Raw genomic sequence first — 15,300 nt, forward strand, 5'->3', positions numbered from 1 at the left:
TGCCGCTGAAAAAAGCGGCTAATAAAATGGGTTTTCAACTATACCCTAAATATACATTTAAAGTATAGTACAACCAAAAAGAAAATGCAAGATAAAGTATCTTGCATTTTCTGATTTTATAAATCAAACCTTCATTTCTACTTCTTTCTCAGCAAATACTCCGTATGATTCCTTCAAGGGATTCACTCTTTTTTTAATGAAGTCGGTTACTTGCTCTGGCGCCCGCCCTATATAAAGGCTTGGATTCATCAATTCTTTCAGATCGCCCAGATTAAGATTAAAGGTATCGTCTTTTGCTATTCTTTCGAGTAAATCATTTTTTTTGCCGAATTGTTTCACTTGCTTTGCGGCTTCCATTGAGTGTACTCGGATTCTTTCATGGAGTTCCTGTCGGTCGCCGCCTTTCTTGACTGCGGCCATTAATATGTTTTCCGTCATCATGAAAGGTAATTCCTTTTCGATATCCGACATAATAACATTTTTATTCACAACTAATCCGGAACTTATATTTGCTGCAATGTCCAATATGGCATCTGTTGCCATGAAGGTTTCAGGAATCACAATCCTTCTATTTGCGGAATCATCCAATGTCCTTTCGAACCACTGGGTTGAGACCGTTGCTGAAGCGTTCCCCAAATTGTTCATGATGTATCGCGATAATGAAGCAATTCGCTCGCTTCTCATTGGGTTTCTCTTGTATGCCATTGCCGAAGAACCAATTTGATTCTTTGCGAACGGTTCTTCGATTTCTTTTAGGTTTTGCAGCAATCTTATGTCATTGGTCATTTTGTGAAGTGTTTGAGCAATTCCGCTAAGAACTGAAAGCATCTTGAAATCAAATTTTCTTGAATATGTCTGACCTGTAGCATCAAATGCATCCTTGAATCCAATTTTTTCTGCTACTTTCGTTTCGAGCTGCATTACTTTTTCGTGGTTTCCATTAAACAATTCCAAATAGCTGGCTTGAGTGCCTGTAGTGCCCTTCACTCCTCTTATTTTGTAATTATCCATAAGATAATTCATATCCATTAGATCCATATGCAAATCTTGAATCCATAGAACCGCCCTTTTCCCGACTGTCGTAAGTTGGGCAGGTTGATAGTGTGTAAATCCGAGAGTTGGCAGAGATTTATGCTCAAGCGCGAAATCCGAAAGCTTTAATATGAGAACCGCAAGCTTCTTCTTTATTATCTCCAAAGCCTGAAAATATACCACAAGGTCCGTATTATCTCCTACAAAGGCGCTTGTTGCACCTAAATGCATGATGGCCTTGGCTTTTGGGCATGCATCGCCAAATGTCAATACATGAGACATTACATCGTGCCGCGTTTTCTTTTCATATTCCTTTGCTTTTTCAAAATCTATAACATCAGCGTTGTCTTTCATTTCCGTTATCTGTTCATCACTTATGTCTAAACCCAGTTCCTTCTGGGATTCCGCAAGCGCTATCCACAAAGTCCTCCATGTTCTGAACTTGTTGTATGGCGAAAATATTTTTTGCATTTCCTCGCTTGTATATCTTTCAATTAATGGATTGCTGTATATTTCATTTGACATAGTAATTCCTCCTATAGCTTTACTGGATTATTCGAACATATAATATAATATTATATAATAACGAACTATTATTATCAATAAAAGATTAATCTTCGTATTTTTTATTAAATAGAAAACCTGCCATATAGGCAGGTTTGAATAAGGTCCATACCGCTTGGCGTAACAAATCCTCTTGCAATTGCAATAGCCTTAATTGTAATCCTTTTTATTAACAAATATTGTATTTTTTTATGCAATATTAATTTACCCATTACAATGATTTATCTGCAAATATCCCGAGTAAAAGGCCTTCATTTGCAAAGATTTCACAATTTTTAGATATGACAATGTTGCTCATTCCTATTGTATCGCCCATTCTTATTGATGCATTTTCAAGTGGATACTCGAATCCTTTGAGGGTTACTCCTCTTACAATCGGATCCAATGGCAGCAATGAAAGCAGCGACCCTTCAAAACCATAAAGAGTTTTGTGTCCATTGATTAGGAACATTTTGTGGTGTTCATCTACTATTTCGGATTCAATACCGGATTCGTATAGTTTGCGAAGCAAAAAGACATTTGCAATGCTGTGGTCCATTCGTGAACCTGTTGCACCAGCAAGGCAAATGGAGTCGCATCCCCTGTCGATAGCGTATTCAACAGCTAATTCAATATCTGTGAAATCCTTTTCTTTGGGAAAAGTTAAAATTTCAAAAGATTTTGATTCAGGCAGTTTTTCTATTGAATCAAAATCACCAAGCAATACATCGGGAGTTATCATAGCGTTTTTCAAATGGTTGAATCCACCGTCTGCTGCTATTATCAAATCGGGACTATATTTTTTCACTTTGGTTGAAAGCCATGCAGAATCTGCAATTTCTCCGTTTCCTACAATAAAGCATTTCATGGCGCAACGACTATATTCGCTGATTCCTTGAAAAGACGAATATTTTCAGAAATTTGTTTCCCTTTAAATATTGCCGATCCCGCTACAAGTATATCTGCTCCTGCCCGCAACACTCTGGCCGCATTCTCGGGTTTTATTCCCCCATCAACTTCTATAAGAAAATCAAGACCACTGCTTTTCCTTAAGAGGCTTGCCTTTTCAATTTTTTTAAGGCTATGCTCTATAAAGCTTTGTCCTCCGAATCCTGGGTTTACAGACATAATTAAAAGAAGGTCCAAGAGATCTGCAACCTCTTCTATCATAAACAGCGGCGTTGAAGGATTTATTGAGACTCCGGACTTTATTCCTGATTCCCTTATGCTGCTTAGAGTCTTATGCATATGGCAATCAGCTTCTGCGTGAATTGTCAAAATATCAGCACCTGCTTCAATAAAATCATTTATATATTGTCCCGGATTTGAAATCATTAGATGAACGTCCAATTCCAAATCAGTAATTTTTCGTATTGATTGAAGAACTATAGGACCAATTGTTATATTGGGTACAAAATGCCCGTCCATTACGTCGATATGAAGCATTTCAATACCGCTTTTTTCTACTTCTCTTATATCTCTTTCAAGATTTGCAAAATCTGCCGATAAAACTGATGGAGACAATTTCATGGTTAGTACCTCCTGTTATTTTTAAGTTCTTCAATTATCGATTTATAATTTTCATATCTGGAAGCGCTTATGCCGCCACTGGATACTTGCTCTTTTACATGGCATCCCGGCTCATCCAGATGATTGCAGTTTTTGAATTTACATAAACTACTAAATTTGAGAAAGTCTGGATAATATTCCTTGACTTCGCAATAATCCAATTTTTCGATTTCTAGTGATGTGAAACCCGGAGTGTCCAGCACATAGCCGTTATTGCTGGTTTTAAGAAGTTCAGTATGCCTTGTAGTGTGTTTTCCCCTTTTCAATTTAGCGCTTATTTTACCCGTCAATAAATCCATTTCAGGCTCAATAGCGTTGATGAGAGAGGATTTTCCAACTCCGGATGGTCCTGCCAGCACTGTCGTTTTGTTTTTAAGTCTGCTCTGAATTTTAAGTAGATTGATATTATTTATAATGCTTGAAAAAATGATTTCGTATCCTGTATTTTTGAAATGATTACTTATTGAATCGGTCGCTTCTGAATTTAAGTCGATTTTGTTGCAACACAATAATATGTCCAAATGTTCCATTTCGCAATTGATAATCAATTTGTCGAGAAAAAGAAAATTTGGTTTAGGAAAATCAACAGAAAATACAATCATAACCTGGTCTACATTCGAAACCGGTGGCCGCCTCAACTCATTTTCGCGAGGCAGTATTCGTTCTATAATACATCCATGTTTTTCCTTGGCAAACACAACATTGTCCCCGGTAAGAATAATACCTTGTCCCAATTTGACTTTCTTTCTTGCCCTGCATTCCAATATGGAATCACCAGTGGATACGTAATAGAAACCCCCTATGCCTTTGGTTATTTTTCCTTCCATGAAACCTCCCTATTCAAAATTCTCTTCTTGTGAAAAAGCCAAAATCCCATCGAAAAATACTTCGACAAGCGCTTTCCCGTTTCCCTCAATTTCAAGACTTAAAATTTTTTCGGATTTTTTTACTGGATTTTCAAAAACAATTGTTTGCGTGCCATCATGAGTCATTACTACTTTTACCTGAGCCTCTTTTGAGCTGAAACTCAATGGAATCATCATAGTCTTGGTGATTTTGTCATCGATGAGTTCAGATCCATCGCTTACCACCAGACTGATTGAAGTATTTTGAGAAATTTCAGATCCGGAAGATACACTTTGACTGATTATACGATCCTTTTCAATTTCTTTATTGGTTTCATACTTTACATTAGCTAAAGATATTCCCAACTCAGCCAAATTGTTTTTTGCGGATTCCACCGTTTTTCCTATAAGATTAGGCATCATGAATGTTTTAACATCAAGGCCTTGGCTTAAAATAAGATTAATTGGAGTAGTTTCATCTACAAGTTCTCCAGCTTCAGGAAGTTGTTTTATTACGGTATCAATAGGCAAATCGTCGTATACATATTCAACATCACCGACTGCAAGATTATTATTTTCAATTGCAATTATGGCTTCTGTGTTTGTCAGATTCAACAGATTCGGAACCATTGTTTTTACCTTGCCAAGGCTTACGGTCAATTTGACGGTATATCCCTCTTTAACAATTTCATCCGCGGCGGGTTCTTGAATTATTATGTTTCCGCTTGCAATTGAATGGTCGTATTTTTCTTCGAAGACTACATAATCAAGACCATTTTCCAACAATATACTCTTGGCCTCACTAAAAGGCATGTTTATCAAAGTTGGTATTGTAACCTCGCTTTTGAACAAGTCGCCTTTAAAGAATGCATAGGACGAAAATATGGTAAAAAGGATTGAAAGTATCAATCCTGAAAGTATAGCTAAAGAATAAATATGCTTTTGGCTTTTCTTATTCTTTTTATTAGTATTTCCAGATTGTTTCCCAGGTTTTTTCCTTTCTTTGACTAAAGGTAGAACTGTTGTTTTGCCTGAATCAAAATCCGAGTTGTAAATATCAATTTTACCGGATCCGGATATGCTAAGGTCTTTAATTAAAGATTGTGCTGAGTCGTAACGGTATGCTGCTGTTTTATTCATTGTTTTCAATATTATACTATTTAAACTGCCCAATATTTTTTTGTTTACCAGATTTGGAGGAATTAATACCTCGTTCATGTGTTTTAGTGCAACTGTTATTGGCGCTTCACCGTCATAAGGCAATTGGCCTGTTGACATTTCATACATTATTACTCCCAAAGAATAGATGTCAGTTCGTTCATCGACAAGACTTCCCTTAAGTTGTTCGGGTGAAGCATAGTGGACAGTGCCCATTAAATTGGATGCATTTACTACCGTTGCATCAGTTACAGCTCTGGCAATACCGAAATCGGCAACCTTGATGCGATTGTCTTTGGTAAACAATATGTTTTGCGGTTTTATGTCTCGGTGAATAATTTTATTTTTATGGGCATGTGCAAGGGCCGCGGCAATTTGAGAAGAGATTTCTATTATCTCGGCATTATCAAAGGGCGCATTCTTCAGTATGGAATCCTTGAGAGTGATTCCATCAATGTATTCCATTATTATATAATTGATGTCCCCTTCTATTCCAATGTCATAGATGTTGACTATATTGGGATGAGACAATTTTGCTGCTGATTGAGACTCGCTATTGAACTTTGCAGTAAATTCTTTATTGTTAACATATTCGTTTTTTAGTATTTTTACGGCAACAAAACGATTCAACAAATTGCATTTGGCCTTATAAACCTTTGCCATACCGCCCTCACCGATTTTTTCAACTATTTCGTATCTATTTCCAAGTATTTTACCTATCATACACTAACAACTCCCCATGATTCACTTAATCGTATCGCTGAGATGCTTATATTATCGTAACCGCCGCGTTTTAAAGCCAATTCCAACATATCGTTCACGCTGTCTTCCAATATATCTGAATGATTGCAAATATTTTTCATTTCATCATCACTAACATAATCGGTTAAGCCGTCAGTACACATGAACAATTCCGAAACAGCTTTAGGCAATAATTCTCTTGTTAAAACATCTGGTTTTATTGAAGATTGTGTGCCGATAGCTTTTGTTATCATGTGTCTTTTGGGATGCACAGCGGCTTGAATTTGGTTCAATTCGCCTCTATCAATCATTTCCTGTACGAGAGACTGATCCTTTGTAAGGCGAATAAAGTCTTCGCCGCTGAATAGATATGCACGGCTATCACCGACATGGGCAATAACAATATTCTTTTCAAATAAATAACTTACTATCATGGTGGTACCCATTCCAACTAATGATTCCTTTGAAAAAGACATATTATACACTGCTTCGTTTGCTGCATTAAAAACTTCAATAAGTTTTGCCTCAATTTGAGGCAAGCTCTTGGCATTATAATTCTTCAATAATCGGTGAGCAGTAGTTACAGCTGTATAACTGGCCACTTCTCCGCCCTTATGTCCACCCATACCGTCGGCAATGATAAAATAACGATTATGAGAATCCATTAGCTGATAATCTTGATTATTCTCTCTTTTATAGCCTTTATTACTGATAGCTATTTTTTTCATATGTCCACCTTATAAATATTTTTTTGTATCATGCAGATGAAGAACCCATCGGTATTGTCTCTATGAGGATAAGTATGGATTGATTCATCTAAAGCCGGAATAAACGACTTGTATATTGAAGGATACTTGCCTTTATTTATATCTACAAGTTTAAACCCTTTGTTTTTATCTAAAAAATCAATAATGATTTTATCATTTTCATTGTAATTGACTGTGCATGTGCTATAGACAATAAATCCATGATTCTTAACATATAAAGCTGCATTATCAAGCAACCTGCTTTGAATTGATACAATATCGTCAAGATCATTATTTTTGAGTCTATATCTAAGCTCAGGCTTTCTTCTTAAAATTCCGATTCCGCTACAGGGTACATCTATCAAAACACGGTCGGCACTGCCGGTTAGTTCGGCATCTTTAATAGCTGAATCTTTCCTTTGCGCATCAATTATTTCAATGCCAAGTCTTTTTGCATTTTCCCTTATGCTTATGACTCTATGTTCATACAAGTCGAAAGCGCGAATCCTGCCGGATTGCGCCATTATTTGGGCAATGTGAGTTGTTTTACCGCCTGGAGCCGCACATAAATCATATACAATAGTCCCCGGTTTTGGAGAGAAATATTCTGATACCATCATTGATGCTTCATCCTGTATATAATAGTACCCTTCTTTGAAATAGAGGTTGTCGGTTATGCTGGCATTCTCTATTTTTTTAACAACAAGACCATCATCTGCATGAATGCTTTCAGTTGTTTCAATTCCAATAGATGAAAGATTCCGTTTTAGTTCGTTTCTTTCAGTTTTCAAAGTGTTTACGCGTAGCGATACAGGCGGAGCCTGATTGTTTGAGTCAGCCATACTAATAACTGAATCGTAATCGAATTGTTCGAGAAGTCTTTTAACTAGCCATTCAGGCAAGGAATATTTCACTGAAATATTCCTTGTGCTATCTTCTTCTCCGGGTAGCGCCAATAATCCTTTTTCGTACTTGCGTATGAAATTCCTTAAAACTCCGTTTACGAATCCTGATGAATGTTTGTTTGTTACATTTGCAATTTTTACCGATTCGTTTACTGCGGCAGAAAATGGAATGTTGTCAAGAAACACAATTTGATAGATTGCTATCCTAATTGTGTTTAGTATCTTTTCATGCAATTTGGTTATTTTGATTTTGGATAAAATGCTTATATAGTAATCAATTAAGATCTTGTTTTCTAAAACGCCATAAAAAATACGCGTAAGCAGGCGCTGATCGCTTTCGCTCAAAGAATTTTTTTTTATGGCAGAGTCGAGAATTTCATTAGAATATGCATTGCTTGAATCAATTCGCACAAGCAAATCTACGGCCATGTGTCGGACAGTTTTCATTTAATCAACCTCTACGATTATTTCTAAGGATTAAAAGGCGCATTAACTGTGCAAGCGAAACCGCGGCAGCAGCGACATATGTGAGGGCAGCGGCGTTGAGAACCCGTTTTGATTTATCCCTTTCCACAGTATTAACGATACCTAGATCTTCAAGCTGAACAAGTGCCCTTGAACTGGCATTAAATTCCACGGGTAGGGTTACAATCTGGAAAAGTATTGCAACTGTATACAGTATTATTCCAATGGTGATAAGACCGTACATTCCCAGAAATATTCCTGCGAATACCAATACCCATACAAACTTCATGCTGAAACTTGCTGCAGGCGCAATCATGCTGCGAATGCTTAGGGGCACATAATTTTTTGAGTGCTGAATTGCATGACCCGTCTCGTGTGCTGCAACACTTACAGATGCTATTGAATTGCCGCGGGCTACTTGATCGGAAAGGCGAACAACCCTTTTCATTGGGTCGTAATGATCCGACAAATTGCCCGGTATAATTTCTACGTCTACATTCGACAAACCATTGTGGTCTAATATTGTTCTGGCTGTCTCATAACCGGTTACACCCTTTTGTGTAGGTACTTTCAGGTATTTTGAAAACGTGCTTTTAACCTTAAATTGAGCATATATGGCTAATGCGAATGCGGGCAGCAGATAAACCAGCCCTTCAAGTCCATAAGGATAATACATATAGTTATTCCTCCTATTTTCCGAAAATCGTACCGGTTTCGATAATATGCCCTCTTGCATATTCATCGGTGTACATGGCTTTTTTGTTTGGAAATTGAATGCGTGTAATCAATAGACAATCGCTACCTGCTTTTACAAGAAACCCGTTATTGCACATTCGAATATAGGTTCCGGGAAGCATATTTGATTCGCATTCAACATGTTTGGCTTCCATAATTTTCATTTTAATGTTTTGATAGTAGGTATAAGCAACGGGCCATGGGTTCAATCCGCGTATTAGATTCAATATTTCTTCAGAACTTCTGCTCCAGTCGATTTCACCTGTTTCTTTGGTCAGTTTAGGGGCGTATGTCGCAAGGGTTTTGTCTTGAACGGTTCTTACAGCCGTTCCTTTTTCCAATTGGGCAATGGCTTCTAAAATAGCTTCCGCTCCGATAACAGCCAAACTATCATGAAGGCATCCGGCCGTATCATCTTTATTTATAAGAATTTCCCTAACAATAATAATATCTCCAGTGTCCATACCCTTATCCATCTTCATTATTGTTATGCCTGTTTTTTTCTCGCCGTTTATTATAGCTCTATGGATAGGGGCAGCTCCTCTATATGAGGGTAATAAAGAAGCGTGAATGTTGTAGCAACCAAGCTTAGGCAAATTGAGCATATTATCCTTAAGGATTTGACCATAGGCAACTACTACTGCTGCGTCGGGGTCTTTTTCTCTAATTAAATCAATTGCTGTTGATTCATTTACATTTTCCGGTTGAAAAACGGGGATACCCATTTTTATGGCATATTCCTTGACCGGTGTCATCTGGATTTTCTTTCCTCTGCCTTTTCGCTTGTCGGGTTGAGTCACAACCATTGCAATTTCATGGTGTTTATGCAGCATCTCAAGAGCCTTTAAGGAAAAATCAGGTGTTCCAAAAAATACAATTTTCATGTGCTCACCTACTCGCTTTCCGGCGTTCCCTTGTCTATAAACAATATGCCGTTTAGATGGTCAACCTCATGGCAAAAAGCTCTTGCCAATAAGTCTGAACCTTCATATTCAACCATTTTTCCTTCTCTGTTTATCCCTTCGACTTTTACATTCAGGGGCCTTTTCACATTTCTAGAAACACCGGGAACACTGAGGCAACCTTCAATATCGGTCTGTTGGCCATTTTCATATGTGATTTCAGGATTTATTAATTGAATAAGATTTTCGCCAATTTTTATTACAATAGCTCTCTTCAATACACCGACTTGGGGGGCTGCAAGGCCTACTCCGTCTTCTACGTCCATGGTTTCAATCATGTCGTCAAACAGCTGATGAATTCTTTCATCGATTTTTGATACTTCTCTTGATCTTTTGCGAAGAATTGGATCTCCTTCTTTTCTAATGGTTCTTATAGCCATTTTAATACCTCCAATTTACAAACAGCGGGCATCGAAATCGAATGAAATCTTGACTGCAGATTTTCTGAAAGCCTGTCTTTTGTTTTTATTTACATACTTTATTATACCCATAAATTTGTTAATATCAACCTGCGAGTACCTAGCTACCAGTTGATACTTATAACGGGACTTATATCTGAGATTATCATTTTTGCTTGGACCAAGAATTTTAATATTATGATTGCTGACCGCCTTCTTAAGTGCAATACCGTAATCGTTTGCCATATTAACCACACTTGCCTCTTCGTCTCCAAATATATGGAAAATAGCCATGCGATAATATGGAGGAAGCTTTAGTGTATTTCTGTAAAGAAGTTCTTCTTTGTAAAATGATTCATAATTGTTTTCAAGTATATGACGAATAGCCATTTGCTCAGGATTATATGTTTGTATAAGAAGTTCATTTTGATTGAAACCTATTGATGACCTTATTCTCCTTACAAGTGAAAAAAACCTTTCGTTTGCGTGAAAATCCTGTCCGTAAAGAAACATGTCCGCATTTAATATTGAGAAAAGAACCGGTCTTTTGATAAGCTTGTTTTTGAGTATCAATTCAGTGGCTATTATAATATCATGTTCTCCGCTATTAAATTTATTAATTGAAGATTCAAGCGCTGAATATGTTTTAATACTTTTGTTGCTTAGGAAAAATACATTTGCTCCAGGAAGTCGGTTTGCTATTTCAGTTTTTACTTTTTCAGGACCAATACCCAAATATCTATAGTAGTGGCTGCCGCAATCGGGGCAAACTGAATCCGCAGATGCGCTATAGGCGCAATGAGGACATCGGAGTAAGTTGTCTTCTGCATAGTAAGTAAGAGACAGCCCACATAAGGGGCATTTCCTAACATACCCGCAGGACCTGCATGCAACTGAGGAAGAATGGCCCTTTTGGTTCAAAAGCAATATTGTTCCCTGGCCTTTTTTGTAGGTATTCCTTATTTTCTCATCAAGAAGCATGCTGAACATAGTTTTATTTCCATGCCTTAGTTCCAGTTTCATATCAACGCAAAAGGTTTTGTTTGAATTGCCTATTACAATATCTTTTCCAATTAAAAGGGCTTTACTTTTCACATTCTCATAGTATGATCTTATGGTTGGGCTTATATCGGAGTATATTAGCCGGGCATTGTATGAATCACTCAAAAATTCTGCAACTTCACTTGTGTGAAATTTGGGCATCGTATCAGATTTGTGACCGTATTCACTTTCGTGGTCTACTATAATAAGTCCAAGCTTGTTAAATGGAAGAAAAAGCGAATTTCGTGTACCAAAAACTAGATTTGCTTTTTTTGTCAGAATGGAATCATGAATTGACTCTAAAGAAGAAGCTGAAAGGTTGCCATTGTATAATACAATGTTTATGTGGCTATACCTTTTAGAAAACAAATTAAAGAGTCCCTTTGCTTCAGAAACTTCATTTGAAATTACTAATATACATTCATTGCCTTTTACCGCTTCGTCAATGTAATGCAAATAGCAATTTTCACGGTCTGAATTATCGAGCATACAAAGGATTTGATTTGGAACGTGTTTTATTTGGTTTTGGGTATTGTTTACTGACGCTGATACTTTGTATGATGTTCTATTTATAGAAATTAAATTTTTCTTTTCCATACTAGTAATCAATGCTCTGGAAACACCAGCTTCTTTGATAAATAAAGTTTCATCTAACGACTCGTTTTTTAAAAGATACAGAAGAGCTTTTCTCTGTTTCGTAGCATTTGGCCTAATTGCTTTGTCAATGGCTTCAGCACTATCAAGCAATGGCGAAATTTTTATCATAATGCGAAAAGAAGGCTTAGAGCCTCTTATGAATTCCTGTGGCAAAATAGTTTTGATTGCCTGAGAATATGTACATATATATTTATTTCGCATCCAATTACATAACGCGATTTGTTTAATATTCAAAGCGTAAATGGGCGAAAATACTTCATTGATTATCTTTGTTTTGAAATCGGGAACATCGTTATGGATTTGAAAAACAAATCCCATGATGAAATTTTTGCCTTTCCCAAAGGAAACTGAAACTTTGCTGCCGCTTTTTATATCATCTTGCAGCGATTTCGATATTTCATATGTGTAGAGTTTGTCCGTATCCTTGTCATTCCGAATTAAAGCTATATCGGCATACATAATTGTATTAACCTCCCAACCAAAACAAAAGGAGCAGCTGTTTGCTCCTCTCTTATTATTGACATTATATTTCGCGTTGTTAACAACAATAAAAATGTATTAATTTGTTGTTAACAGATTTTCGATTTCATCGAATATTCTTTTTGAGAGAACTCTTTTGCTCATTAGAACAAATTTTTTAATCTCGCCGCTTTTGAATATTAGAGTGGCTTTATTCATGTCGGATTTAAATCCGGAGTCTTTTATGCTAATATCGTTTGCAATTATAATATCGAGTTTTTTTCTTTCCATTTTATCGGTTGCATTTGCAATTAAGTTTTCTGTTTCAGCAGCGAAGCCAATCAAAATTTGACCCGGGTTTTTTATTTGGGATAGGTTTTTCAGTATATCCGGGTTTCTTTCAAGTTCTATAACCAAATCATCATTTGTTTTTTTGATTTTCTGACAGCTTGTCTCTTTTGGTCTATAGTCTGAAACTGCAGCAGATTTGACGATGATATCTGAGCTGCTGCAGTACTTCAATACAATATCGTTCATCTCAATCGCACTTTTTACATTGATGACTGTGCAGCCTTTAGGTGGGCTTATATGAACGGGTCCACTTACGAGTGTAACATCTGCACCTCTTGAAATTGCTTCGCTCGCCATTGCGTATCCCATCTTGCCCGATGAATGGTTTGTAAGATATCGGACTGGATCAAGCGCCTCGATTGTTGGGCCGGCCGTAATGAGCACTCTTTTGCCCTTTAAAGTCGGTTTTGAAGTTAAAGCATTCGCAATAACCTCAACTATGGCTTGGGGAGTTGCAAGCTTGCCAATACCATCGTCACCGCATGCTAAAATTCCGCTATCAGGCTCAATGAATTTATATCCCAGATTTTTAAGAAATTCAATATTTTTTTGCACAATTGGATTCAAATACATCTTTGAGTTCATTGCAGGTGCTATGAACTTTATTGCATCGGTTGCCATTACCGTAGTTGACAATATATCATCCGCTATCCCGGAAGCAATTTTCCCAATTATATTTGCTGAAGCCGGAGCAATCAAAATAACATTTGCAGATTTAGCAAGTGATATATGGTCTATTTCCAAGCTAAAAGTATTTGAGAACAATTTAGTATAGACAGGGTTGTTTGAAAGCGTTTGCAGTGTGCATTCGCCTATCAGTTTGGTAGATGACTCTGTCATTATTACTTTTACTTCGGCATTCATTTTTTTAAGGAGGCTCACGATTTCAGCAGCTTTGTATGCCGCTATGCTGCCTGTAACTCCTAGCACTACGGTTTTTCCATTAAGCATGTCGCACCTCTATTTTTCGAGTTTAACTACATTGTATTTGTCATGATAAAATTCATCGATTGCTACTGCAAGTGGTTTGTTTGTAGATTCTCCTTCATCTTCCGATTGCTCCTGAATTATTTCCCTAGCTCTTTTTGATGTTGCGATAACGAGAGAATATCTATTATCTGTCTTTTTTAATAAATCATTTACCGATGGATTAAGCATTTTCTTTTTCCTCCCTGTATTTATCAATGACATATTTGATGTCCGCGTTGATTCTACATTTTTCTGCAATATATATTGCATTGATTATTTCAACAGCATTATCTATTTCATCGTTTATTATATAATAATTATACTCCTTAATAAAGCCAATTTCATTATATGCGGCTCCGAGCCTGTTTTTCATACTCTCAGGAGTTTCACTTCCACGCTTTTGAATCCTTTTTTCAAGATCTTTCAAGGATGGCGGTAAAATGAAAATATAAATCCCGTTTGGATATTTTTCTTTTACCTGTCTTGCACCTTGCATTTCTATTTCAAGCAAAACATCAATACCTTTGTTTATTTTTGACATTACAGCATCTTTTGTTGTTCCATACATATTTCCGTATACTTTTGCATGCTCAAGGAAAGCGTCTTCATCCAACAATTTTTGGAATGAAGCAGGCGAAATAAAGTGGTAATTTATACCCTCTACTTCAGATTTGCGAGGACCTCTTGTTGTGGTAGACACGGAGGGGTATACATTTCTGTGGGTTTTTAAAAATTCCTTGCATATGGTTCCTTTTCCTGCGCCTGAAGGCCCTGAAACGACCATAAGCAAACCTTTAGAGGTGATATTGTTTATGTTCATAGCAACTCCTCTATAATTTTATTCGATATTCTGTATTTGTTCCCTGATTTTTGATAATTCGCTCTTGAGTTCTATTACTAGGCTTGTTATTGTATTGTCCTGTGATTTAGACCCCATGGTGTTTACCTCGCGATTCATTTCCTGCATCAAAAAATCCAATTTCCTGCCTATAGGTTCAGTTTCTGAAGGTATTTTTTCAAGTTCTTCCAAATGGGATCTCATTCGGACAATTTCTTCAGTAATATCGCTTCGGTCTGCATAAACTGCTACTTCTAAAGCAAGGCGGCTCTCATCTATCTTGGTTCCCGAATCCTTAAGCAACTCGTTTATTCTTTGATTAAGTTTTTCTTTGTATTCTTCCACTACATCAGGCACTCTTTTGTTAATTCCATCCACATATGTTCTTACAAAGCCCACTCTTTCCATGATATCGACAGAAATCCGATTTCCCTCATTCTGTCTCATCTCCATGAGATTAAGCAAGGCATTAGAAATGCATGATTCCAATTTTATCCATAACAAATCAAGATCTTCCTCAACTGGTTCTATTGTAAGGATATCATCAAATTTCATCAAGTGCTCGATGCCGACTGTTTTTTGTAATTCGTATTTATTATTTATACCCTCAAAGGCTTCAATTAATTTGTCTAATAGTTCAAAATTGGGCTTGATTTGAACATCTCCGCCCTTTGCTTCATCTATGTGAACGTAGATTTCAATTCTTCCCCTGGTTATTTTTTCTTTAATTAGATTTCGTGCTTTTTCTTCAAACAAAGACAGTTTTTTGGGCAATTTTATAATAATATCGTTGTATTTATGATTAAGGGTTTTTATTTCGGCCGTTAAAGAAATGCCATCGTCCTTATATTCTCCTCTTCCATACCCAGTCATGCTCTTAATCAAT

General features: G+C 36.8%; 16 protein-coding genes. All 16 read right to left on the bottom strand.

The genetic code is table 11. The features are described from left to right. Window positions 1–123: 123 nt before the first annotated feature. The 16 genes from JJE29_00465 to JJE29_00540 all read right to left on the bottom strand — a co-directional run bounded on the left by JJE29_00465 (window position 124) and on the right by JJE29_00540 (window position 15,299). Entirely contained in the window at window positions 124–1,557 is a 1,434-nt protein-coding gene (locus JJE29_00465; protein MBK5251109.1) for an adenylosuccinate lyase, read from the bottom strand. A 104-nt stretch (window positions 1,558–1,661) separates the two neighbouring features. Continuing rightward, window positions 1,662–1,808 (bottom strand): stage V sporulation protein S, encoded by a 147-nt coding sequence (locus JJE29_00470; GenBank protein ID MBK5251110.1) that lies wholly within the window; start codon window positions 1,806–1,808, stop codon window positions 1,662–1,664. After that, window positions 1,808–2,443: a thiamine diphosphokinase gene (locus tag JJE29_00475; protein ID MBK5251111.1), complete on the bottom strand. Its 636-nt coding sequence runs from the start codon at window positions 2,441–2,443 to the stop codon at window positions 1,808–1,810. Before JJE29_00475 ends, JJE29_00470 begins: the two co-directional genes overlap by 1 nt. Next, the gene (locus JJE29_00480) at window positions 2,440–3,105 is read right to left on the bottom strand and encodes a ribulose-phosphate 3-epimerase (protein MBK5251112.1); all 666 of its coding nucleotides are present in this window, start codon (window positions 3,103–3,105) and stop codon (window positions 2,440–2,442) included. The genes JJE29_00475 and JJE29_00480 overlap by 4 nt, the downstream gene beginning before the upstream one ends. A 2-nt stretch (window positions 3,106–3,107) precedes the next feature. After that, window positions 3,108–3,971, bottom strand: a complete 864-nt coding sequence (gene rsgA, locus JJE29_00485; protein ID MBK5251113.1) for a ribosome small subunit-dependent GTPase A — start codon at window positions 3,969–3,971, stop codon at window positions 3,108–3,110. A 9-nt stretch (window positions 3,972–3,980) separates the two neighbouring features. Beyond that, window positions 3,981–5,870 carry a Stk1 family PASTA domain-containing Ser/Thr kinase gene (pknB, locus tag JJE29_00490; protein MBK5251114.1) on the bottom strand — a complete coding sequence of 630 codons (1,890 nt, stop codon included), beginning with the start codon at window positions 5,868–5,870 and terminating at the stop codon, window positions 3,981–3,983. Next, window positions 5,867–6,616: a Stp1/IreP family PP2C-type Ser/Thr phosphatase gene (locus JJE29_00495; GenBank protein ID MBK5251115.1), complete on the bottom strand. Its 750-nt coding sequence runs from the start codon at window positions 6,614–6,616 to the stop codon at window positions 5,867–5,869. Before JJE29_00495 ends, pknB begins: the two co-directional genes overlap by 4 nt. After that, window positions 6,613–7,986 carry a 16S rRNA (cytosine(967)-C(5))-methyltransferase RsmB gene (gene rsmB, locus JJE29_00500; protein MBK5251116.1) on the bottom strand — a complete coding sequence of 458 codons (1,374 nt, stop codon included), beginning with the start codon at window positions 7,984–7,986 and terminating at the stop codon, window positions 6,613–6,615. The genes JJE29_00495 and rsmB overlap by 4 nt, the downstream gene beginning before the upstream one ends. Window positions 7,987–7,990: 4 nt before the next feature. Next, window positions 7,991–8,680, bottom strand: a complete 690-nt coding sequence (locus tag JJE29_00505) for a zinc metallopeptidase (protein ID MBK5251117.1) — start codon at window positions 8,678–8,680, stop codon at window positions 7,991–7,993. 13 nt (window positions 8,681–8,693) lie between these two features. Next, entirely contained in the window at window positions 8,694–9,623 is a 930-nt protein-coding gene (locus JJE29_00510) for a methionyl-tRNA formyltransferase (protein ID MBK5251118.1), read from the bottom strand. Window positions 9,624–9,631: 8 nt separating this feature from the next. Continuing rightward, window positions 9,632–10,081 carry a peptide deformylase gene (gene def / locus JJE29_00515; protein MBK5251119.1) on the bottom strand — a complete coding sequence of 150 codons (450 nt, stop codon included), beginning with the start codon at window positions 10,079–10,081 and terminating at the stop codon, window positions 9,632–9,634. Between the two features lie 15 nt (window positions 10,082–10,096). Then, on the bottom strand, window positions 10,097–12,256 hold the full coding sequence (priA, locus tag JJE29_00520; GenBank protein MBK5251120.1) for a primosomal protein N': 2,160 nt from the start codon (window positions 12,254–12,256) through the stop codon (window positions 10,097–10,099). Between the two features lie 99 nt (window positions 12,257–12,355). Then, on the bottom strand, window positions 12,356–13,558 hold the full coding sequence (gene coaBC / locus JJE29_00525; GenBank protein ID MBK5251121.1) for a bifunctional phosphopantothenoylcysteine decarboxylase/phosphopantothenate--cysteine ligase CoaBC: 1,203 nt from the start codon (window positions 13,556–13,558) through the stop codon (window positions 12,356–12,358). 9 nt (window positions 13,559–13,567) lie between these two features. Beyond that, entirely contained in the window at window positions 13,568–13,765 is a 198-nt protein-coding gene (gene rpoZ, locus JJE29_00530) for a DNA-directed RNA polymerase subunit omega (protein ID MBK5251122.1), read from the bottom strand. Beyond that, complete coding sequence (gene gmk / locus JJE29_00535) at window positions 13,758–14,396, bottom strand: guanylate kinase (GenBank protein MBK5251123.1); 639 nt, start codon at window positions 14,394–14,396, stop codon at window positions 13,758–13,760. Before gmk ends, rpoZ begins: the two co-directional genes overlap by 8 nt. A gap of 18 nt (window positions 14,397–14,414) precedes the next feature. Further along, window positions 14,415–15,299: a YicC family protein gene (locus JJE29_00540; protein ID MBK5251124.1), complete on the bottom strand. Its 885-nt coding sequence runs from the start codon at window positions 15,297–15,299 to the stop codon at window positions 14,415–14,417. Between the last annotated feature and the right edge of the window lies 1 nt (window position 15,300).

It is taken from the genome of Peptostreptococcaceae bacterium, assembly GCA_016649995.1.
In the GTDB taxonomy this organism is placed as follows: Bacteria; Bacillota; Clostridia; order Peptostreptococcales; family BM714; genus BM714.